Genomic DNA, 19,650 nt, shown 5'->3' with positions numbered 1-19,650 from the left:
CATAGTTCATTAGTTTTCAAACTAACTATTTGATAAAACCTTGATAGTGGCGCTTTACAAGCTGGCTTTCAAGCTGTTTCATCATTTCAAGGGCTACCCCGACTACGATGAGCAAGCTTGTACCACCGATTTGTACGGTTGGAGGCAATTGTGCCAAGGAACCTAAAATAATCGGCAGGATGGATACAGCTGCAAGGAAGATCGATCCTACGAAAGTCAATCGGTACATCACGCGTGTCAAATACGTTTCAGTATTCGCACCAGGACGGATCCCCGGGATATACCCGCCTTGCTTCTTAAGGTTTTCTGCCATTTGTTCAGGGTTTACTTGAACAAATGTATAGAAATAAGTGAAGGCAATAATCAACGCAACATAGATGATCATTCCAGGCCAATTTTGATAATCAAAGATATATTGAATGACAGAAGCAACTTCGTTGTCGAAGAATCCAGCTACAGTTCTTGGAGCGATAATGAATGATATCGCAAAGATGACTGGAATAACTCCTGCAGCATTCACTTTTAATGGTAAGTGAGTTGAGTGCCCACCTACAGGCGAACGATTGACCAATCGTTTCGCATATTGAATCGGAATCTTACGCAGGGCTTGCTGGATGAAGATAACACCCACTACAACCGCCACGATGACTACAGCAATCAATGCGATGATAACTAAATTGATGAACAATTCTTCTCCTGCACCGGAGATGTACTGATCATACAACTGGTTAACACCGGTTGGGATTGCAGCTACGATTCCGGCGAAGATTAAAATGGAAATTCCATTTCCAACGCCGTGTGCGGTGATTTGCTCACCAAGCCACATTAGGAAAGCTGTTCCACCTGTCAATACAAGAGCAATGACTAGAAACTTTGCAACTCCAGGATCAGCAATCAATTGACCGCCGGCCAGAGCGTTAAAGCCGATAGACATTCCGATAGCTTGTATGAAAGCTAGAACAATCGTTCCATAGCGGGTAAACTGAGCTAATTTTCGACGGCCCACTTCACCTTGCTTTTTCCATTCCGCAAACTTTGGAACTACATCCATCTGCAATAACTGCATTATGATGGAGGCAGTAATGTAGGGCATGATTCCCATCGCAAAGATGGAGAAGTTCTGTAATGCCCCGCCTCCGAATGTGTTCAGAAACCCGAACGCATTCTGTTCATCCATAAAATTAATTGCATCTCTGTTTGTAAATGGAACTGGGATGAATGTTCCGATACGGAAAACGATAAGCATCAACAGAGTGAAGACGATTTTCCGTCGAATATCACCCACGCGCATAAAATTGGAGATTGTCCGGAACATTAAATCACCTCAGTTTGACCGCCCGCTGCTTCAATTGCTTCTTTCGCTGAAGCAGAGAACTTGTGAGCTTTCACTGTAAGCTTTTTCTCGATTGATCCTTTAGCTAGTACTTTGATTCCGGATTTTTGGTTGCTTACCACACCAGTTTCAAGTAGTAGCTCAGGTGTAACCTCTGTCCCCTCATCGAAACGATTTAGAGCATCAAGGTTGATAATCGCAAATTCCTTACGGTGAACGTTAGTGAAACCACGCTTCGGCAGGCGTTGGAATAGTGGCATTTGACCACCTTCGAAACCTGGGCGAGTCTTACTTCCAGAACGCTGTCCTTGACCTTTGTGACCGCGACCAGAAGTTTTACCATTACCAGAAGCCATTCCGCGACCTACACGGTTGCGTTCTTTACGGGAACCTTTAGCTGGTTTTAGTTCATGCAGTTTCATGCGAGCACCTCCTTAATTGTTATCTTTTAATTATACTTCTTTAACCGATACAAGGTGAGATACCTTATTAGCCATACCTCGGATCGCCGGGTTATCTTCAAGAACGACAGTTTGACGAATCTTATTCAGACCTAGCGCCTTGACAGTAGAACGTTGATCCTGCGGTCTACCGATAACACTGCGCGTGAGGGTAATTTCTAACTTTTTAGCCATTGTATTTCCCTCCTTATCCTACAGTTCTTCTACGGATTTCCCACGAAGTCGAGCAACGTCTTCTGCGCGCTTAAGCTCGCTAAGACCAGTGATTGTAGCACGCACCATGTTGATTGGTGTGTTAGAACCAAGAGACTTAGATAGGATGTCGTTGACACCTGCAAGCTCAAGGACCGCACGTACAGGACCACCAGCGATAACTCCAGTACCTTCTGCTGCTGGTTTCATAAGAATGTTACCTGCACCAAAACGTCCTGTGATTTCGTGTGGAATCGTCGTATCTTTAATTGGTACTGTGATTAAGTTTTTCTTAGCGTCATCAATAGCCTTTTTGATAGCTTCTGGTACTTCTTGGGCTTTCCCTGTACCGAAGCCGACATGACCATTTTTATCTCCAACTACAACTAGTGCAGCAAAACGGAAGCGGCGACCACCTTTTACTACTTTCGCTACACGATTGATCGTTACTACGCGTTCTTCAAGATCTAATTTGTTAGGGTCGATGTTTGTAACCATTTATGTCCCTCCTTTAACTATTAAAATTCTAGTCCGGCTTCACGTGCCGCATCTGCTAGTGCTTTAACACGTCCATGGTACAAGTAACCTCCGCGGTCGAAAACAACTACTTTATAGCCGTTGTCTTGCGCGCGTTTTGCAACCATTTCGCCGACTTTCTGAGCAGCTTCTACGTTTCCTGTAGCATCTTGGTTGAACTCTTTATCTACAGTGGAAGCGCTCGCTACAGTTACTTGGTCTTCATCGTTGATTAGTTGAGCGTAAATGTGATTATTAGAGCGATATACGTTCAAACGTGGGCGTTCAGCTGTACCGAATACATTTTTACGAACGCGTGCATGACGTTTTTTACGCACGACATTTTTATCTGCCTTCGTGATCATCTGGGTCACTCCTTTCTTTACATTACCTTAGAACCTTATTTAGCTGTCTTACCTTCTTTTCTGCGTACACGTTCGCCTTCGAAACGAATTCCTTTACCTTTATAAGGCTCTGGAGGACGGATTGCACGAATCTTCGCCGCAACAGCTCCAACTAGTTCTTTGTCGATTCCTTTAACCGTCAATTTGGTGTTGGCAGGGACATCGATTTCGATACCTTCACGTTTTTCAACCTCTACAGGGTGAGAGTAACCAGCGTTGATTACAACTGTTTCGCCCTGTTTCTGAGCACGGTAACCTACTCCGATGATTTCAAGGCTTTTTTCGAAGCCTTTAGATACACCTTCAACCATGTTAGCGATCAGGCTGCGTGTAGTACCGTGAAGTGCACGGTGGTCTTTGTGATCGCTCGGACGGGATACAGTAAGAACGTTATCTTCAATTGATACTGTAATGTCCGGGTGGAACGTACGAGTCAATTCACCTTTAGGACCTTTAACCGTGATAGTATTGTTATCTTGTTTGATTTCTACACCCTCAGGGATTTCTAAAGATTTTAAACCTACGCGAGACATAATTTTGCACCTCCTGACTTATCTGTTTTGATTACCAGACGTAAGCTAGAACTTCGCCACCGATGGCTTGTTCACGAGCTTCTTTATCTGTTAGTAGACCTTTTGAAGTAGAAACGACGGCTACACCAAGTCCGTTAAGAACTTTTGGAAGTTCTTCGGCTTTCGCGTAAACACGTAGTCCTGGCTTACTGATACGCTTAACACCAGTAATTACACGCTCGTTGTTTTGACCGTACTTAAGGAAAATGCGAAGAACACCTTGTTTGTTGTCTTCAACAAATTCGTAATCACGTACAAAACCTTCACGTTTAAGGATATCAGCGATTTCTTTTTTTACGTTGGAAGCTGGAAGTTCAAGCTTCTCGTGACGCACCATGTTAGCGTTACGAATACGCGTCAGCATATCTGCAATTGGATCTGTCATTGTCATAACTCATTTACCTCCTTCCCTGTTTCGGGTTTACCAGCTGGCTTTTTTGACACCAGGGATTTGTCCTTTATATGCAAGTTCACGGAAACAAATACGGCAAAGCTTGAATTTACGCAATACGGAGTGAGGACGTCCGCAGCGTTCGCAGCGCGTATATTCACGTACTTGGAACTTTTGTTTGCGCTGTTGCTTCGCTACCATTGATTTTTTAGCCACAATTTTCCCTCCTTATGGTTAGCTCGTTATTTTTGGAACGGCATACCGAATTGAGCTAATAGTTCACGGGCTTCTTCATCAGAGTCAGCAGTTGTGACAACTACGATGTCCATGCCTCGTACTTTATCTACTTTATCGTAATTAATTTCTGGGAAAATCAATTGTTCTTTAACACCAAGTGTATAGTTTCCACGACCGTCAAAAGCTTTCTTAGAGATTCCACGGAAGTCACGCACACGTGGAAGAGATACGTGAATAAGCTTTTGGAAGAATTCGTACATGCGCTCTCCACGAAGAGTTACCTTCGCACCGATTGGCATGCCTTCACGTAGACGGAAACCTGCAATTGATTTCTTCGCTTTAGTGATAACTGGTTTTTGACCAGTGATTTGAGTCAATTCTTCTACTGCAGTGTCCAACGCTTTCGCGTTTTGTACAGCATCACCGACACCCATGTTGATAACGATCTTTTCAACCTTTGGTGCTTGCATGATTGAATCGTAGTTAAATTTGTTCATCAGAGATGGAACAATTTCATCTTTATATTGTTTCTTTAGTTCGTTCATCGTGTGGCCCTCCTTTCATAACTGGGTTATTTATCTAATGCTTCACCAGATTTTTTCGCGATACGAACTTTCTTACCGTTTTCAACTTTATATCCAACACGAGTTGGTTCCCCGGATTTAGGGTCAATTGGCATTACGTTGGAAACGTGGATCGGTGCTTCCTGTGTCAGGATTCCACCTTGTGGGTTTTCTTGAGAAGGCTTCGCGTGTTTTTTCACTTCGTTAACACCTTCAACAAGAACACGTTCTTTTTTCGGATAAGCTTCAAGGATCGTTCCTTGCTTGCCTTTGTCCTTACCAGTAATAACCATTACTTTGTCACCTTTTTTTACGTGCATGCTTCGCGCACCTCCTTAACAAGGCATTTCGTCTATTCTTTAAAGTACTTCTGGAGCTAGAGATACGATCTTCATGAATTTAGCATCACGAAGTTCACGAGCTACCGGTCCGAAGATACGAGTACCGCGTGGCCCTTTGTCATCACGCACGATTACTGCTGCGTTTTCATCAAAACGGATGTAAGAACCATCTTTACGGCGCACTCCACTCTTAGAACGTACGATAACCGCTTTTACTACCTCACCTTTTTTAACAACGCCCCCTGGTGTTGCTTGTTTCACGGTAGCAGTGATGATATCACCGATGTTTGCGGTCTTACGGCCTGATCCACCCAATACTTTAATCGTTTGGATTTCACGAGCACCTGAGTTATCTGCAACTTTCAGACGAGATTCCTGTTGAATCATACCATGTAACCTCCCTTCGGAATGAATCCGAGCGATCTATAATTAGATAATAACTGATTCTTCAACAACATCTAGCAAACGGAAACGCTTGGATGCTGATAGTGGACGAGTTTCCATGATGCGAACGATGTCTCCATTTTTCGCTTGGTTGTTCTCGTCATGTGCTTTCAACTTCTTGGAATACTTAACACGTTTTCCATAAAGTTTGTGGAACTTATAAGTTTCTACTAAAACTGTAATCGTCTTATCCATTTTGTCAGATACGACACGTCCAGTATACACCTTACGATTATTACGTTCAGTCATGTGAGGGTGACCTCCTCTCATCTATTAATTGTTTACGCCTAGCTCACGTTCACGAGCAACAGTTTTCATACGTGCGATAGACTTGCGAACTTGACGGATACGTGCAGTGTTCTCAAGTTGACCTGTTGCCAGTTGGAAGCGTAGGTTGAAAAGTTCTTCTTTAAGAGACTTAACTTTTTGTTCAATTTCGGCAGTGGTTAATTCACGGATCTCATTAGCCTTCATTGATTTCACCACCAATTTCTTCACGTTTTACGAATTTAGTACGGATCGGCAGTTTGTGTGAAGCAAGGCGCAATGCTTCGCGAGCCACCTCTTCAGATACACCTGCGATCTCGAACATGATTTTCCCTGGTTTCACAACAGCTACGAAACCTTCTGGAGCACCTTTACCGGAACCCATACGTACTTCTAGGGGCTTAGCAGTATAAGGCTTATCAGGGAAGATTTTAATCCAGACTTTACCGCCACGTTTCATATAACGAGTCATCGCGATACGCGCTGCCTCAATCTGACGGGCTGTAATCCATGCTGGGTCAATTGCTTGCAAACCATACTCACCGAAAGCTACTTCAGTTCCGCCTTTAGCGCGGCCTTTTAAGCTTGTGCGGTGTTGACGACGATACTTAACACGTTTTGGCATTAACATAATGCTTTTCCCCCTTCCTTACTTATCTGTTTTAGTTGGAAGGACTTCTCCACGATAGATCCACACTTTGACACCAAGCTTACCGTAAGTTGTGTCAGCTTCTGCAGTTCCGTAATCGATGTCTGCACGAAGTGTGTGTAGTGGTACTGTTCCTTCACTGTAATATTCAGCACGAGCGATATCTGCGCCACCTAGACGACCAGATACTTGGGTACGAATACCTTTAGCTCCTGCACGCATAGCGCGTTGAATTGTTTGTTTTTGTGCACGACGGAAAGATACGCGGTTTTCCAGTTGACGTGCAATGTTGTCAGCTACAAGAGTAGCATCCAAATCAGGCTTTTTCACTTCAACGATGTTGATGTGAACGCGTTTGCCAGTTAGTTCGTTGAGCGCTTTACGAAGTGCTTCAACTTCAGAACCGCCTTTACCGATAACCATTCCTGGTTTAGCCGTGTGTACAGTGATGTTTACACGGTTAGCCGCACGTTCGATCTCAACTGTAGATAGCGCAGCATCTTTTAGACGATTTTCAACGTATTCACGAATTTTGATGTCTTCATGTAACAAGTCTGCGTAGTCTTTACCAGCGTACCACTTGGATTCCCAATCGCGGATGACGCCAATACGAAGACCTACCGGATTAATTTTTTGACCCACTGATTATCCCTCCTTTTTTTCTGATACAACCACTGTGATGTGGCTAGTGCGTTTGTTGATTTGGCTTGCGCGGCCCATTGCACGAGGGCGGAAACGTTTCAACGTTACTCCTTCGTTAACAAACGCTTCGGAAATATATAGATTTTCCGGGTCCATTTCATAATTGTGTTCTGCGTTAGCGATCGCAGAGTTCAATACTTTTTCTACTACAGGAGATGCGCCACGGTTTTTCAAACGAAGTGTCGCTAGCGCTTCACCTACTTCTTTTCCTCGAATTAAATCAATAACTAGACGAGCTTTACGAGGAGCGATACGAACGGTTTTAGCAACTGCTTTAGCTTGCATTAGAGTGCCTCCTCTCTACTTAGCGTTTTGTTTTCTTATCATCGCCAGAGTGTCCCTTGAACGTACGGGTTGGCGCGAATTCACCTAGTTTGTGACCTACCATGTCTTCTGTCACATAAACTGGTACATGTTTACGACCGTCATAAACGGCAATTGTGTGTCCCACAAAGTTTGGGAAGATTGTAGAACGACGAGACCATGTCTTCACCACTTGGTGTTTATTGTCTTCGTTCAACTTCTCAACTTTTTTCATTAAATGATCATCTATAAAAGGTCCTTTTTTCAGGCTGCGGCCCATGAATAAACCTCCCTTCGTGATTGAGAGACGGGTGTTATCGCCCGCCCGACAATCCCGTTATTTTTTACCGCGTCGACGTACGATATATTTATCAGACGGCTTGTTGCGTTTTCTTGTCTTGTATCCAAGTGTTGGTTTACCCCATGGAGATACTGGAGAAGGCATACCGATTGGTGCACGTCCTTCACCACCACCGTGAGGGTGATCGCTAGGGTTCATTACGGAACCACGTACTGTTGGGCGCTTACCTTTCCAACGAGAACGTCCAGCTTTACCAACGCTGATTAGTTCGTGCTCAAGGTTACCAACTTGACCGATTGTAGCACGGCAAGTGCTTAGTACCAGACGAACTTCACCAGAAGTCAGACGTACTAGAGTGTATTTTTCTTCACGACCTAGGATTTGAGCAGATGCGCCTGCAGAACGTACAAGCTGTCCACCGCGTCCAGGTTTAAGTTCTACGTTGTGTACGATTGTACCAACTGGAATGTTTTTCAGCTGAAGTGCGTTACCAGGTTTGATATCTGCACCTTCACCAGAAATGATTTCTGTGCCAACCTTCACTCCTTTTGGAGCCAGGATGTAACGTTTTTCACCATCAACATAGTTGATTAGTGCAATGTTAGCGGAGCGGTTCGGATCGTATTCGATCGTAGCAACGCGTCCAGGTATTCCATCTTTATCACGCTTAAAGTCGATGATACGGTATTGACGCTTGTGACCTCCGCCTTGATGACGAACTGTCAGCTTACCTTGGTTGTTACGTCCACCACGCTTGTGAAGTGGAGTGACAAGGGAGCGTTCAGGTTTATCAGTAGTGATCTCAGAGAAATCAGATACTGTCATGTGTCTGCGACCGTTTGTAATTGGTCGGAACTTTTTAATCGCCATCTTTTTTCCCTCCTTTTTGAGTTAGATTTATAGTTTATACTTCGAAGAATTCTAGTTCTTCACTGTCAGCAGTCAACTTAACGATTGCTTTCTTACGATCAGAACGGTAGCCGCCGTGACGACCCATACGCTTGAATTTACCTTTAAGGTTCATAGTGTTTACAGATTCAACACTAACACCAAAGATTTCTTCAACTGCATCTTTGATTTCAGTTTTGTTAGCTTTAGGGCTAACTTCAAACGTATATTTCTTTTCTCCCATAAGATCAGCAGAATGTTCAGTAATGACAGGGCGCTTGATAATATCGCGTGGTTCTTTCATTATGAGAGCACCTCCCCTGCTTTTTCAGCTGCTTCCTTCGTCAGGATCAGCTTGTCATGCGTTAGCAAATCTAACACACTTACTTCATCTACAGAAAGTGCTTTAACTGTAGGGATGTTGTTAGAAGAAAGAGTTACGTTTTCATCTTTCTCTGCTGTAACGATCAATGCTTTTTGGTTGACGTCAAGCGCGTTAAGCATGCTTACAACCTCTTTTGTTTTTGGAGCATCTAGAGATAGGCTCTCAACAACAACGACGTTGTCTTCTTTCACTTTAGAAGAATAAGCTGACTGTAGTGCTAGACGACGTACCTTTCTTGGCATTGTGTAGCTGTAGCTGCGTGGTGTAGGACCGAATACAGTTCCACCGCCTACCCATTGAGGTGAACGGATGGAGCCTTGACGTGCACGGCCTGTACCTTTTTGGCGCCATGGCTTACGTCCACCGCCACTAACTTCAGAACGTCCTTTGACTTTGTGTGTGCCTTGGCGAAGATTCGCGCGTTGCATCAACACAGTTTCATGTAATACGTGAGTATTAGGTTCAATACCAAAAACAGCGTCATTCAGTTCGATTTCTCCAACATTAGAGCCGCCTTGGTTTAGTAGTGCTACTTTAGGCATGACATATCCTCCCTTCCTTTAATTATTTGCTAGCCTTGATTGCACTCGTGATTTTAACGTACGATTTTTTCGCACCTGGTACGTTACCTTTTACTAGTAGCAAGTTACGCTCAGCGTCCACTTTTACTACTTCAAGGTTTTGAAGCGTTACTGTTTCGCCACCCATTTGTCCTGCAAGGTTTTTACCTTTGAAGACTTTAGATGGGTCAGCACCTTGTCCCATAGAACCGGAACGACGGTGGTAGCGGGAACCGTGAGTTTTTGGTCCAGTTGATTGGTTATGGCGCTTGATTGCACCCTGGAAACCTTTACCCTTAGAAGTTCCTGTAACGTCGATTGCTTCACCAGCTTCGAAAATATCTACTTTAACCTCTTGACCAAGTTCATAGTCATCAAGGTTTGTATTACGGAATTCACGAACGTAGCGCTTAGGTGTTGTGTTTGCTTTATCAGCGTGACCTTGAGCTGCCTTTTTCAAACGGTTTGACTTTTCATCAGCAAAACCTAGTTGGATTGCTTCATAGCCGTCGTTTTCTGCTGTCTTCTTCTGAAGAACAACGTTTGGTTCAGCTTGAACAACCGTTACTGGGATCAACTCGCCATCTTCAGAGAAGATTTGAGTCATGCCGACTTTGCGTCCTAAGATTCCTTTCGTCATCCGTTACACCTCCTATTATTGTACAAATATTTTATAGTTTGATTTCGATATCCACACCAGATGGTAGATCCAAACGCATTAATGAATCAACAGTCTGTGGTGTTGGATTAACGATGTCGATAAGACGTTTGTGTGTGCGCATTTCGAATTGCTCACGAGCATCTTTATACTTGTGAGTTGCACGAAGTACTGTGTAAACAGAACGTTCAGTCGGAAGCGGGATCGGACCTGATACGTTAGCTCCGGAGCGCTTCGCTGTGTCTACAATTTTCTCAGCGGACTGATCCAGTACTCTGTGATCATACGCCTTTAAACGAATACGAATTTTTTCTTTTGCCATTATTTTCCCTCCTTCTTCGCCCATTTTATAAATAGACATTCTCCGCGAAAAAAACCTGACTCACTAGCCATGGCAAAGGGGCCGGGTGTGTCAACAACCTTTCGCTTCATCGCCTTTTATGACCAACATTACTCATTATATAGAAGAAATGCGGTCATTGCAAGGATAAATCCATAAAATATTGTTTTATGAACACCTCAAAATATTATACTAACGATCACGTCTAATTTCAAGCATTTATGAGGTAATATTTGTTTTTTCTATTATTAAACCGTCGCTTTTCCCAAGCCATAACCATTAAAACAAATCATAGCTTTTTATTCAACAGCTAATATGGGAATTTAATGGATCGTCATATTACCGGCGTTCGTATGCTTGCTTTTGGTCACACTAGACCTTATGAATAAGTAAATCCCTTCACACCCGCCAATTCCCTCCCTCTTCTTTCTTAACCTCAAGAAGGAAATACGTATGTTAAGAGGTTTGTTTTTTGGGGAGACCTTGTTTTAAAAAGTAGGATGGATTCTTCCTAAACTTTTTGTCAAAAAAACTTTCACCTCAAAATATTAATAAAGACAAAAAAGAGGCAACAGCATAAGCTGTTACCTCTTCATGTTCTTCAATCGAACTACAATTACTTAGTAATAGTAGAAACGACACCAGAACCTACTGTACGTCCACCTTCACGGATGGAGAAGCGAGTTCCGTCTTCGATTGCGATTGGAGAAATAAGTTCTACAGTCATTTCAACGTTATCTCCAGGCATAACCATTTCTACGCCTTCTGGAAGTTGAATTACACCAGTTACGTCCGTAGTACGGAAGTAGAACTGTGGACGGTAGTTAGAGAAGAATGGAGTGTGACGTCCACCTTCATCTTTAGCTAGTACATAAACTTCAGCTTTGAAGTTTGTGTGTGGAGTGATAGAACCAGGCTTAGCTAGTACTTGACCACGGTTGATGTCTTCGCGGTTAACACCACGTAGAAGTGCACCAATGTTGTCACCAGCTTCAGCGTAGTCTAGAAGCTTACGGAACATTTCAACACCAGTTACTGTAGTCTTGAATGCTTCCTCAGCCATACCGATGATTTCTACTTCGTCACCGACTTTAACTTGTCCACGCTCAACACGACCAGTTGCAACTGTACCACGACCAGTGATGGAGAATACGTCCTCAACTGGCATCATGAATGGCTTGTCAGTGTCACGGTCTGGAGTTGGAATGTGCTCGTCAACAGCATCCATTAGGTCGAAGATTGCTTGCTCGTACTGCTCTTCGCCTTCAAGTGCTTTAAGAGCAGAACCAGAGATTACTGGTACATCGTCGCCAGGGAAGTCGTACTCAGAAAGAAGGTCACGTACTTCCATTTCAACTAGCTCAAGTAGCTCTTCGTCGTCTACCATGTCAACTTTGTTCAAGAATACAACGATAGCTGGTACACCTACGTTTTTAGAAAGTAGGATGTGCTCACGAGTTTGTGGCATTGGACCGTCAGCTGCAGATACAACTAGGATCGCGCCGTCCATTTGAGCAGCACCAGTGATCATGTTCTTAACGTAGTCAGCGTGACCTGGGCAGTCAACGTGTGCATAGTGACGAGTTTCTGTTTCGTACTCAACGTGTGCTGTGGAGATTGTGATTCCACGCTCACGCTCTTCTGGAGCACCATCGATCATGTCGTATGCCATTGCTGAACCAGAACCAGAACGCTTGTGAAGTACTGTAGTGATTGCTGCAGTTAGAGTTGTTTTACCATGGTCAACGTGTCCGATAGTACCAATGTTGACGTGGGACTTGGACCGGTCAAATTTTTCTTTACCCATTGTATATTTCCTCCTTTTAATAAGTAACAAAATTATAGTTTGAAAGTTTATGTGAAGCATAGGAGCAATCCAGTTACTCCCATGCTTACATTACAAGTTATACTTTAACTCGTAGAAAAAATCAATTATTCACCAGCATTTTTCTTGATGATTTCCTCAGAGATGCTCTTCGGAACTTCTTCATAGTGGTCAAAATGCATAGTGTAAGTTCCGCGGCCCTGAGTGTTGGAACGCAACGCTGTTGCGTAACCGAACATTTCAGATAGTGGAACGAATGCTTTAACAACTTGTGCGTTACCACGAGTTTCCATACCTTCAACACGTCCACGACGGGAAGTTACGTCACCCATGATATCTCCCATGTATTCTTCAGGAATAACGACTTCTACTTTCATCATTGGTTCAAGAAGAACTGGTTTACACTTGTTCTTAGCTTCTTTAAGTGCCATGGAAGCGGCAACTTTAAAGGCCATTTCGTTGGAGTCGACATCGTGGTAAGAACCATCGTATAGAGTGGCCTTGATGTCTACCATTGGATATCCAGCCAATACACCGTTTTCCATAGACTCTGCGATACCTTGTTCTACAGAAGGAATGTATTCACGTGGAACAACACCACCAACGATTTTGTTGACGAATTCGAAGCCAGCGCCTTCTTGGTTCGGTTCAAATTCGATCCAAACGTGACCGAATTGTCCACGACCACCGGACTGACGTACGAATTTACCTTCAACTTGTGCACTTCCGCGGAAAGTTTCACGGTAAGCAACTTGTGGAGCACCGATGTTCGCTTCCACTTTGAACTCACGCTTCAGACGGTCAACGATGATATCAAGGTGAAGCTCACCCATACCAGCGATGATTGTTTGGCCTGTCTCTACGTTCGTTTCAGTTTGGAAGGTCGGATCCTCTTCTGCAAGTTTACCAAGTGCAATAGACATTTTATCTTGGTCGGCTTTTGATTTCGGCTCGATTGCAACGGAGATAACCGGCTCAGGGAATTCCATAGATTCCAGGATAACAAGGTTCTTCTCATCACATAGAGTGTCACCCGTTCCTGTATCTTTAAGTCCTACTGCACCAGCGATGTCACCCGCATAGCAATCTGAAATCTCTTCACGAGAGTTGGCGTGCATTTGCAGGATACGTCCTACACGCTCACGCTTGTCTTTCGTGGAGTTCTTCACGTATGAACCAGCGCTTAGAACACCGGAGTATACGCGGAAGAATGTAAGCTTACCAACATATGGGTCTGTTGCAACTTTAAATGCCAATGCTGAGAATGGCTCTTTGTCGTCTGCTTTACGAACGACTTTTTCTTCCGTTTGAGGTACGTGACCTTCAATCGGAGGAACATCTAATGGAGATGGAAGGTAATCAATTACTCCATCGATTAGTAGTTGAACACCTTTGTTCTTGAAGGCAGAACCACAGAACACAGGGTAGAAATCTACGCTTAGAGTTGCTGTACGGATTGCCGCTTTCAGCTGATCGTTCGTAATTTCTTCCCCTTCAAGGTATTGCATCATCAAGTCTTCATCAAGCTCGGCTACAGCTTCAACCAGCTTAGCACGGTACTCTTCTGCTTGATCTTTATACTCATCAGGAATTGGGCGGGATTCTGCACGTGTGCCCAAATCATCCATGTAGTAGTATGCTTCCATTGTTACAAGGTCGATAATTCCTTCGAAATCGTCCTCTGCACCAATAGGAAGTTGCACTGCTGCTGCGTTAGCTCCAAGACGTTCTTGCAACGTCCCTAAGGAGTAAATGAAGTCAGCGCCCACTTTATCCATTTTGTTAATGAAAACGATACGCGGAACACCATACGTTGTCGCTTGGCGCCATACGGTTTCAGTCTGTGGTTCAACACCAGACTGAGCATCCAATACAGCTACAGAACCATCAAGTACACGCAGGGAACGTTCAACTTCTACTGTGAAGTCTACGTGTCCGGGTGTATCAATGATGTTGATACGGTGACCTTTCCATTGAGCAGTCGTCGCTGCGGAAGTGATTGTAATTCCGCGCTCCTGTTCCTGCTCCATCCAGTCCATTTGGGAAGCTCCTTCGTGAGTTTCACCAATTTTGTGGATACGTCCTGTGTAGAAAAGAATACGCTCGGTCGCTGTTGTTTTACCAGCATCGATGTGAGCCATAACGCCGATATTACGAGTCTTTTCCAAGGAGAACTCTCTAGGCATGATTCTTTCTCCTTCCTGAATGAAAGTTTATTTTGTTGATGATTACCAACGATAGTGAGCGAAAGCTTTGTTCGCTTCAGCCATTTTGTGCATTTCTTCACGGCGCTTAACAGCTGCACCCGTGTTGTTAGCTGCATCTAGAATTTCATTAGCTAGACGCTCTTCCATCGTTTTTTCACCGCGAAGACGCGCATAGTTAACGATGAAACGCAATCCAAGTGCCTGACGACGCTCTGGACGAACTTCAACAGGTACCTGATAGTTGGAACCACCTACACGACGAGCACGTACTTCCAATACAGGCATTACGTTTTTCATCGCTTGGTCAAAAGCTTCCATAGCTTCATTACCGCTACGCTCTTGAACTAGCTCGAAAGCTTTATATAGAATCTTTTGAGCTTTACCGCGCTGACCGTCAACCATGATTTGGTTGATCAAGCGAGTAACAAGCTTAGAGTTGTACATCGGATCTGGTAACACATCACGTTTAGCTACTGGACCTTTACGTGGCATATGTTCCCCTCCCTTCTCATTTTTTATGATTTAAGCGATATTAGAATATCGTTTATTTTTTCGCTTTAGGCTTCTTAGTTCCGTACTTGGAACGACCTTGCATACGACCGTCAACGCTTGCAGTGTCAAGGGCACCACGAACGATGTGATAACGGACACCTGGCAAGTCTTTAACTTTACCGCCACGGATTAGAACAACACTGTGCTCTTGCAGGTTGTGGCCGATACCAGGAATGTACGCGTTAACCTCAAGCTGGTTAGTAAGACGAACACGTGCATATTTACGTAGTGCAGAGTTCGGCTTCTTAGGTGTCATTGTACCAACACGTGTGCAAACACCACGTTTTTGTGGAGCAGACTGATCAGTCATACGCTTTTTGTAGCTGTTATAGCCTTTGTTCAAAGCTGGAGAGTTCGTCTGTTTTGTTTTGCTCACGCGTCCTTTACGTACTAATTGATTAATAGTAGGCATGTTTATATCCTCCCTTCCTTACTTTTCTTAATACCACACATCCAGGTGGTTCATAAAAGGGCAAAAAACAAAGCTTTCGCGACTAATCGCCAAAACTTTATTGCTTTATCGCCACTGTAGCAGCACCAACATCAATGCCACATGCTTCCCCCAGTTCCTTCTTGGAAGGAACAATTGTATGAGGAATGTTCAGCTGTTTGGCTAGTTTAGCTACTTTCATTGTCATCGACTGATCTGCATCGCCAGCCGTTATGACTTCGCTCACTTCGCCACTTTTCATGGCTTTGAGCGTTTGTTTGGTTCCAATTACTATATCGGATTTAGCCTGTGCTACTTTTTCATAAGACATCTTCATATCCTCCAAAGTAACAAGGATAAATGGAAGCACCTTGATTATATTATCACTACCCAAAATGCATGTCAACTGCATTTTGGGTAGTTTTTTGATGCTTCCTTAAATTTTACCCATTGTTAACATCAATCATATTTTGTTCAGGGTTGAGTAACTTCCTCAGGCTGCTCTACGGATTCCTGGCTGCCTTCGGATTGAGCCTGGATTTTACGATAACGTGTCATACCTGTACCAGCAGGAACCAGTTTACCGATAATGACGTTTTCTTTAAGTCCAAGCAACTCATCACGCTTCCCTTTGATTGCTGCATCCGTCAAGACACGAGTCGTCTCTTGGAAGGATGCTGCTGATAAGAAGCTATCCGTTTCAAGGGATGCTTTGGTGATACCAAGGATGACCGGACGACCAACAGCTGGCTGACCGCCTTCCATAAGTGCCTTCTGGTTCGCTTCTTTGAACTGATGGATCTCAAGAAGGGAACCTGGAAGAACGTCTGTATCCCCGGAATCAAGAACACGGATTTTACGAAGCATTTGGCGGACCATAACTTCAACGTGCTTATCAGAGATTTCAACACCCTGCATACGGTATACTTTTTGAACTTCTTTAAGAAGATACTCTTGTACACCATCAAGGCCTTGTACCGTCAACAATTCTTTCGGATCGATGGAACCTTCTGTCAACGGATCTCCGGCATTTACTTTGTCTCCAACAGTCACTTTCATACGTGCACCGTACGGAGCTGTGTAAGAACGGGTCTCTACAGCGCCTTGGACGACAATTTCTTGCTTTTCTTTCACTTCGTTAACCTCATAGACTGTACCAGCGATCTCAGTGATGACGGCTTGTCCTTTAGGGTTACGAGCTTCCACGATCTCTTGGATACGAGGAAGACCTTGAGTGATATCATCCCCGGCTACACCACCTGTGTGGAAGGTACGCATTGTAAGCTGTGTACCTGGTTCACCGATGGACTGTGCGGCAATGATTCCGACTGCTTCACCAACTTCGACCTCATCCCCTGTAGCAAGGTTACGGCCGTAACACTTCTTACAAACTCCGTGTTTCGTGTTACATGTGAAGGCAGAACGGATCGTGACCTCTTCGATACCAGAGTCGACGATTTTCTTCGCCGCATCTTCAAAGATGACTTCGTTTCTAGTAGCGAGAACCTCATCTGTTTCAGGATGCTTGATCGTTTGGAATGCCGTACGACCAATCAAACGATCGATTAAAGGTTCTATGACTTCTGTACCTTCTGTAAGAGATGCCACTTTCAACCCTCTATCTGTTCCACAATCATCTTCACGGACGATGACATCTTGTGCCACGTCTACAAGACGACGGGTCAAGTAACCAGAGTCGGCAGTCTTGAGTGCAGTATCGGCAAGACCTTTACGTGCACCGTGTGTAGATATGAAGTACTCAAGTACTGTAAGACCTTCACGGAAACTGGACTTGATCGGTAGTTCAATGATTCGTCCAGCCGGGTTGGCCATCAGACCACGCATACCTGCCAACTGAGTGAAGTTGGATGCGTTACCACGCGCTCCGGAATCACTCATCATGAAGATCGGGTTACGCGGATTCAAGGATTTCATCAGACGGTTTTGAATATCGTCTTTCGCAGCAGACCAAATTTCAATGACGCGATCATAACGTTCCTCTTCGGTGATTAAACCACGACGGAACTGCTTCATGACCTTGTCGACTTTCGTTTGTGCTTCTTCAAGGATTTCCTGCTTCTCAGGAAGTACCACAACGTCAGATACACCAACGGTGATACCTGCTTTCGTGGAGTATGCAAATCCTAGATCTTTCATGCGGTCAAGCATTTGTGACGTTTCACTGATAGAGAAACGCTTAAATACTTCAGCGATGATGTCTCCAAGAATGCCTTTCTTGAATGGAGATACTTCTTCACGCTTGGACAATTCCTCGCGGATATCTGTCCCCTTCTCCACAAAGCAATGGTCTGGTGTTTTAACCTCAAGGTTTTCTTGAGTCGGTTCGTTGATATATGGGAAGGAACTCGGCAGCATTTCATTGAAGATCAATTTACCTACTGTCGTAAGCAGAAGCTGCCCGTTTTGTTCCTCTGTAAACGTTTCGTTTTCAAGCGAGCTCGCTTGAACAGCTACACGTGTGTGTAAGTGGACATATCCATTTTGATATGCCATCAAAGCTTCGTTCAAGTCTTTGAAGAACATACCTTCACCGATCGCCCCAGGGCGTTCAAGTGTAAGGTAGTAGTTACCCAGAACCATATCCTGGGATGGTGTAACAACCGGCTTACCATCCTTAGGGTTAAGGATGTTTTGCGCGGCAAGCATCAAGATTCGAGCTTCTGCTTGTGCTTCAGAAGACAATGGAACGTGAACGGCCATTTGGTCTCCGTCAAAGTCAGCGTTATAGGCTGTACATACAAGCGGGTGAAGTCGAATCGCACGTCCTTCTACAAGTGTAGGCTCGAACGCTTGAATACCTAAACGGTGCAAGGTTGGTGCACGGTTCAATAGTACAGGGTGCTCTTTGATTACATCTTCAAGTACATCCCATACTTCATGGTGCACACGTTCGATTTTCCGTTTAGCAGACTTGATGTTGTGCGCCAAGCCACGAGACACCAATTCCTTCATGACGAAAGGCTTGAATAATTCCAAAGCCATTTCTTTCGGAAGTCCACACTGATACATTTTCAGAGATGGACCTACGACGATTACCGAACGACCAGAGTAGTCGACACGCTTACCAAGCAAGTTTTGACGGAAACGACCTTGCTTCCCTTTCAACATGTGAGAAAGGGATTTAAGCGGACGGTTACCCGGACCGGTAACAGGACGGCCACGTCGGCCGTTGTCGATCAACGCATCGACAGCTTCTTGAAGCATACGCTTCTCGTTTTGAACGATGATTGTCGGAGCACCTAAGTCTAACAAACGCTTCAAGCGGTTGTTACGGTTGATGACACGACGGTAAAGATCGTTCAAATCAGAAGTAGCGAAACGTCCTCCATCAAGCTGAACCATCGGACGCAGTTCAGGCGGGATGACAGGGAGAACATCTAAAATCATCCAAGATGGATTGTTTCCTGAATGACGGAATGACTCCAATACTTCCAGACGCTTGATTGCGCGGGTACGACGTTGACCTTGCGCTGTCTTCAATTCTTCTTTTAATGTATCGACTTCTCCATCGAGGTCGATATCAAATAGCAATTTACGGATTGCTTCAGCTCCCATTGCTGCTTGGAAGCCTTGACCGAACTTCTCTCTGTATGAACGATACTCTTTTTCAGAAAGCAGTTGTTTCTTCTCAAGTGCCGTTTCACCAGGGTCAGTTACGATATACGCAGCGAAGTAGATGACTTCCTCCAAAGCACGTGGAGACATATCAAGAACAAGTCCCATACGGCTAGGGATTCCTTTGAAGTACCAAATGTGAGAGACAGGGGCAGCTAATTCCAAGTGCCCCATACGCTCACGACGTACTTTCGCTTTTGTCACCTCTACACCACAACGGTCACAAACGACGCCCTTGTAACGGACACGCTTGTATTTACCACAGTGACACTCCCAGTCTTTTTGTGGCCCGAAAATTCGTTCACAGAACAAACCGTCTTTTTCAGGTTTTAAAGTACGATAGTTAATCGTTTCTGGTTTCTTGACCTCACCATATGACCAAGAGCGGATCTTGTCCGGTGAAGCCAAACCAATTTTCATATACTCAAAATTGTTTACATCTAGCAAGGGGCCTACCTCCCTTTCAGTATCCAGGTTCTACCCTAAGCTTAGA

Annotated in this window: 28 protein-coding genes; all 28 read right to left on the bottom strand. The window is 44.3% G+C overall.

The annotated features are described in order from the left end of the window. Positions 1 to 25: 25 nt before the first annotated feature. Positions 26 to 1,315 carry a preprotein translocase subunit SecY gene (secY, locus tag LCL89_RS16240; RefSeq protein WP_197318428.1) on the bottom strand — a complete coding sequence of 430 codons (1,290 nt, stop codon included), beginning with the start codon at positions 1,313 to 1,315 and terminating at the stop codon, positions 26 to 28. Further along, positions 1,315 to 1,755: a 50S ribosomal protein L15 gene (gene rplO / locus LCL89_RS16235; RefSeq protein ID WP_197318427.1), complete on the bottom strand. Its 441-nt coding sequence runs from the start codon at positions 1,753 to 1,755 to the stop codon at positions 1,315 to 1,317. The genes secY and rplO overlap by 1 nt, the downstream gene beginning before the upstream one ends. Positions 1,756 to 1,785: 30 nt before the next feature. Further along, entirely contained in the window at positions 1,786 to 1,968 is a 183-nt protein-coding gene (gene rpmD / locus LCL89_RS16230; protein WP_035543766.1) for a 50S ribosomal protein L30, read from the bottom strand. Between the two features lie 18 nt (positions 1,969 to 1,986). Next, positions 1,987 to 2,484, bottom strand: a complete 498-nt coding sequence (gene rpsE / locus LCL89_RS16225) for a 30S ribosomal protein S5 (protein WP_197318426.1) — start codon at positions 2,482 to 2,484, stop codon at positions 1,987 to 1,989. Positions 2,485 to 2,504: 20 nt separating this feature from the next. Next, positions 2,505 to 2,867, bottom strand: coding sequence for a 50S ribosomal protein L18 (gene rplR / locus LCL89_RS16220; RefSeq protein WP_197318425.1), 363 nt, complete (start codon positions 2,865 to 2,867; stop codon positions 2,505 to 2,507). A 35-nt stretch (positions 2,868 to 2,902) separates the two neighbouring features. After that, positions 2,903 to 3,439: a 50S ribosomal protein L6 gene (gene rplF / locus LCL89_RS16215; protein ID WP_197318424.1), complete on the bottom strand. Its 537-nt coding sequence runs from the start codon at positions 3,437 to 3,439 to the stop codon at positions 2,903 to 2,905. 31 nt (positions 3,440 to 3,470) lie between these two features. Next, complete coding sequence (gene rpsH, locus LCL89_RS16210; RefSeq protein WP_197318423.1) at positions 3,471 to 3,869, bottom strand: 30S ribosomal protein S8; 399 nt, start codon at positions 3,867 to 3,869, stop codon at positions 3,471 to 3,473. Between the two features lie 30 nt (positions 3,870 to 3,899). Beyond that, on the bottom strand, positions 3,900 to 4,085 hold the full coding sequence (locus LCL89_RS16205) for a type Z 30S ribosomal protein S14 (protein WP_008592548.1): 186 nt from the start codon (positions 4,083 to 4,085) through the stop codon (positions 3,900 to 3,902). Between the two features lie 26 nt (positions 4,086 to 4,111). Then, positions 4,112 to 4,651, bottom strand: coding sequence for a 50S ribosomal protein L5 (gene rplE / locus LCL89_RS16200; protein ID WP_197318422.1), 540 nt, complete (start codon positions 4,649 to 4,651; stop codon positions 4,112 to 4,114). Positions 4,652 to 4,677: 26 nt separating this feature from the next. Continuing rightward, entirely contained in the window at positions 4,678 to 4,989 is a 312-nt protein-coding gene (gene rplX / locus LCL89_RS16195) for a 50S ribosomal protein L24 (RefSeq protein ID WP_197318421.1), read from the bottom strand. A gap of 39 nt (positions 4,990 to 5,028) precedes the next feature. Further along, positions 5,029 to 5,397 carry a 50S ribosomal protein L14 gene (gene rplN, locus LCL89_RS16190; RefSeq protein WP_035511677.1) on the bottom strand — a complete coding sequence of 123 codons (369 nt, stop codon included), beginning with the start codon at positions 5,395 to 5,397 and terminating at the stop codon, positions 5,029 to 5,031. A 42-nt stretch (positions 5,398 to 5,439) separates the two neighbouring features. After that, complete coding sequence (gene rpsQ / locus LCL89_RS16185; protein WP_008636053.1) at positions 5,440 to 5,703, bottom strand: 30S ribosomal protein S17; 264 nt, start codon at positions 5,701 to 5,703, stop codon at positions 5,440 to 5,442. Between the two features lie 24 nt (positions 5,704 to 5,727). After that, a complete protein-coding gene (rpmC, locus tag LCL89_RS16180; RefSeq protein WP_027953415.1) occupies positions 5,728 to 5,928 on the bottom strand; it encodes a 50S ribosomal protein L29 in 201 nt (66 codons plus the stop codon). Beyond that, on the bottom strand, positions 5,918 to 6,352 hold the full coding sequence (gene rplP / locus LCL89_RS16175) for a 50S ribosomal protein L16 (protein ID WP_027953416.1): 435 nt from the start codon (positions 6,350 to 6,352) through the stop codon (positions 5,918 to 5,920). The genes rpmC and rplP overlap by 11 nt, the downstream gene beginning before the upstream one ends. Positions 6,353 to 6,370: 18 nt before the next feature. Then, a complete protein-coding gene (rpsC, locus tag LCL89_RS16170; RefSeq protein WP_197318420.1) occupies positions 6,371 to 7,012 on the bottom strand; it encodes a 30S ribosomal protein S3 in 642 nt (213 codons plus the stop codon). Positions 7,013 to 7,015: 3 nt separating this feature from the next. Beyond that, positions 7,016 to 7,357, bottom strand: a complete 342-nt coding sequence (gene rplV, locus LCL89_RS16165) for a 50S ribosomal protein L22 (RefSeq protein WP_197318419.1) — start codon at positions 7,355 to 7,357, stop codon at positions 7,016 to 7,018. 19 nt (positions 7,358 to 7,376) lie between these two features. After that, complete coding sequence (rpsS, locus tag LCL89_RS16160) at positions 7,377 to 7,655, bottom strand: 30S ribosomal protein S19 (protein WP_197318418.1); 279 nt, start codon at positions 7,653 to 7,655, stop codon at positions 7,377 to 7,379. A gap of 57 nt (positions 7,656 to 7,712) precedes the next feature. After that, entirely contained in the window at positions 7,713 to 8,546 is an 834-nt protein-coding gene (rplB, locus tag LCL89_RS16155) for a 50S ribosomal protein L2 (RefSeq protein ID WP_224810921.1), read from the bottom strand. Between the two features lie 34 nt (positions 8,547 to 8,580). Next, entirely contained in the window at positions 8,581 to 8,868 is a 288-nt protein-coding gene (rplW, locus tag LCL89_RS16150) for a 50S ribosomal protein L23 (protein ID WP_197318416.1), read from the bottom strand. Further along, positions 8,868 to 9,491 carry a 50S ribosomal protein L4 gene (rplD, locus tag LCL89_RS16145; RefSeq protein ID WP_197318415.1) on the bottom strand — a complete coding sequence of 208 codons (624 nt, stop codon included), beginning with the start codon at positions 9,489 to 9,491 and terminating at the stop codon, positions 8,868 to 8,870. Before rplD ends, rplW begins: the two co-directional genes overlap by 1 nt. Before the next feature lie 22 nt (positions 9,492 to 9,513). Further along, the gene (rplC, locus tag LCL89_RS16140) at positions 9,514 to 10,149 is read right to left on the bottom strand and encodes a 50S ribosomal protein L3 (protein WP_197318414.1); all 636 of its coding nucleotides are present in this window, start codon (positions 10,147 to 10,149) and stop codon (positions 9,514 to 9,516) included. A 31-nt stretch (positions 10,150 to 10,180) separates the two neighbouring features. Further along, the gene (rpsJ, locus tag LCL89_RS16135; RefSeq protein ID WP_035511694.1) at positions 10,181 to 10,489 is read right to left on the bottom strand and encodes a 30S ribosomal protein S10; all 309 of its coding nucleotides are present in this window, start codon (positions 10,487 to 10,489) and stop codon (positions 10,181 to 10,183) included. Positions 10,490 to 11,123: 634 nt separating this feature from the next. After that, positions 11,124 to 12,314, bottom strand: coding sequence for an elongation factor Tu (gene tuf / locus LCL89_RS16130; RefSeq protein WP_197318413.1), 1,191 nt, complete (start codon positions 12,312 to 12,314; stop codon positions 11,124 to 11,126). 125 nt (positions 12,315 to 12,439) lie between these two features. Next, the gene (gene fusA, locus LCL89_RS16125; RefSeq protein ID WP_224810920.1) at positions 12,440 to 14,518 is read right to left on the bottom strand and encodes an elongation factor G; all 2,079 of its coding nucleotides are present in this window, start codon (positions 14,516 to 14,518) and stop codon (positions 12,440 to 12,442) included. A 42-nt stretch (positions 14,519 to 14,560) separates the two neighbouring features. After that, positions 14,561 to 15,031, bottom strand: a complete 471-nt coding sequence (gene rpsG, locus LCL89_RS16120; protein ID WP_197318411.1) for a 30S ribosomal protein S7 — start codon at positions 15,029 to 15,031, stop codon at positions 14,561 to 14,563. A gap of 52 nt (positions 15,032 to 15,083) precedes the next feature. Then, positions 15,084 to 15,503: a 30S ribosomal protein S12 gene (gene rpsL / locus LCL89_RS16115; RefSeq protein WP_197318410.1), complete on the bottom strand. Its 420-nt coding sequence runs from the start codon at positions 15,501 to 15,503 to the stop codon at positions 15,084 to 15,086. A gap of 97 nt (positions 15,504 to 15,600) precedes the next feature. Continuing rightward, entirely contained in the window at positions 15,601 to 15,852 is a 252-nt protein-coding gene (locus tag LCL89_RS16110; protein ID WP_197318409.1) for a ribosomal L7Ae/L30e/S12e/Gadd45 family protein, read from the bottom strand. A 143-nt stretch (positions 15,853 to 15,995) separates the two neighbouring features. Beyond that, positions 15,996 to 19,604 carry a DNA-directed RNA polymerase subunit beta' gene (rpoC, locus tag LCL89_RS16105; RefSeq protein ID WP_224810919.1) on the bottom strand — a complete coding sequence of 1,203 codons (3,609 nt, stop codon included), beginning with the start codon at positions 19,602 to 19,604 and terminating at the stop codon, positions 15,996 to 15,998. Positions 19,605 to 19,650 lie beyond the last annotated feature (46 nt).

The organism is Halobacillus yeomjeoni, from assembly GCF_020171525.1.
GTDB classification, from domain to species: Bacteria; Bacillota; Bacilli; order Bacillales; family Halobacillaceae; genus Halobacillus; species Halobacillus yeomjeoni.
This window is presented reverse-complemented; position numbering and strand designations above follow the sequence as displayed.

Bases quoted from the DNA above. Each gene is read 5' to 3' on its own strand.
- LCL89_RS16110 (WP_197318409.1), bottom strand. From the start codon at position 15,852: ATGTCTTATGAAAAAGTAGCACAGGCTAAATCCGATATAGTAATTGGA.
- tuf (WP_197318413.1), bottom strand. From the start codon at position 12,314: ATGGGTAAAGAAAAATTTGACCGGTCCAAGTCCCACGTCAACATTGGT.
- rpsQ (WP_008636053.1), bottom strand. From the start codon at position 5,703: ATGACTGAACGTAATAATCGTAAGGTGTATACTGGACGTGTCGTATCT.
- rplN (WP_035511677.1), bottom strand. From the start codon at position 5,397: ATGATTCAACAGGAATCTCGTCTGAAAGTTGCAGATAACTCAGGTGCT.
- rpsJ (WP_035511694.1), bottom strand. From the start codon at position 10,489: ATGGCAAAAGAAAAAATTCGTATTCGTTTAAAGGCGTATGATCACAGA.
- rpmC (WP_027953415.1), bottom strand. From the start codon at position 5,928: ATGAAGGCTAATGAGATCCGTGAATTAACCACTGCCGAAATTGAACAA.
- rplW (WP_197318416.1), bottom strand. From the start codon at position 8,868: ATGAAAGAACCACGCGATATTATCAAGCGCCCTGTCATTACTGAACAT.
- secY (WP_197318428.1), bottom strand. From the start codon at position 1,315: ATGTTCCGGACAATCTCCAATTTTATGCGCGTGGGTGATATTCGACGG.
- rplV (WP_197318419.1), bottom strand. From the start codon at position 7,357: ATGCAAGCTAAAGCAGTTGCTAAAACCGTTCGTATCGCTCCTCGTAAA.
- rpsL (WP_197318410.1), bottom strand. From the start codon at position 15,503: ATGCCTACTATTAATCAATTAGTACGTAAAGGACGCGTGAGCAAAACA.
- rpsE (WP_197318426.1), bottom strand. From the start codon at position 2,484: ATGGTTACAAACATCGACCCTAACAAATTAGATCTTGAAGAACGCGTA.
- rpsS (WP_197318418.1), bottom strand. From the start codon at position 7,655: ATGGGCCGCAGCCTGAAAAAAGGACCTTTTATAGATGATCATTTAATG.
- rpsH (WP_197318423.1), bottom strand. From the start codon at position 3,869: ATGACAATGACAGATCCAATTGCAGATATGCTGACGCGTATTCGTAAC.
- fusA (WP_224810920.1), bottom strand. From the start codon at position 14,518: ATGCCTAGAGAGTTCTCCTTGGAAAAGACTCGTAATATCGGCGTTATG.
- rplO (WP_197318427.1), bottom strand. From the start codon at position 1,755: ATGAAACTGCATGAACTAAAACCAGCTAAAGGTTCCCGTAAAGAACGC.
- rpsG (WP_197318411.1), bottom strand. From the start codon at position 15,031: ATGCCACGTAAAGGTCCAGTAGCTAAACGTGATGTGTTACCAGATCCG.
- rplP (WP_027953416.1), bottom strand. From the start codon at position 6,352: ATGTTAATGCCAAAACGTGTTAAGTATCGTCGTCAACACCGCACAAGC.
- rplR (WP_197318425.1), bottom strand. From the start codon at position 2,867: ATGATCACGAAGGCAGATAAAAATGTCGTGCGTAAAAAACGTCATGCA.
- rplC (WP_197318414.1), bottom strand. From the start codon at position 10,149: ATGACGAAAGGAATCTTAGGACGCAAAGTCGGCATGACTCAAATCTTC.
- rplF (WP_197318424.1), bottom strand. From the start codon at position 3,439: ATGTCTCGCGTAGGTTTAAAATCTTTAGAAATCCCTGAGGGTGTAGAA.
- rplB (WP_224810921.1), bottom strand. From the start codon at position 8,546: ATGGCGATTAAAAAGTTCCGACCAATTACAAACGGTCGCAGACACATG.
- rplE (WP_197318422.1), bottom strand. From the start codon at position 4,651: ATGAACGAACTAAAGAAACAATATAAAGATGAAATTGTTCCATCTCTG.
- rplD (WP_197318415.1), bottom strand. From the start codon at position 9,491: ATGCCTAAAGTAGCACTACTAAACCAAGGCGGCTCTAATGTTGGAGAA.
- rplX (WP_197318421.1), bottom strand. From the start codon at position 4,989: ATGCACGTAAAAAAAGGTGACAAAGTAATGGTTATTACTGGTAAGGAC.
- rpmD (WP_035543766.1), bottom strand. From the start codon at position 1,968: ATGGCTAAAAAGTTAGAAATTACCCTCACGCGCAGTGTTATCGGTAGA.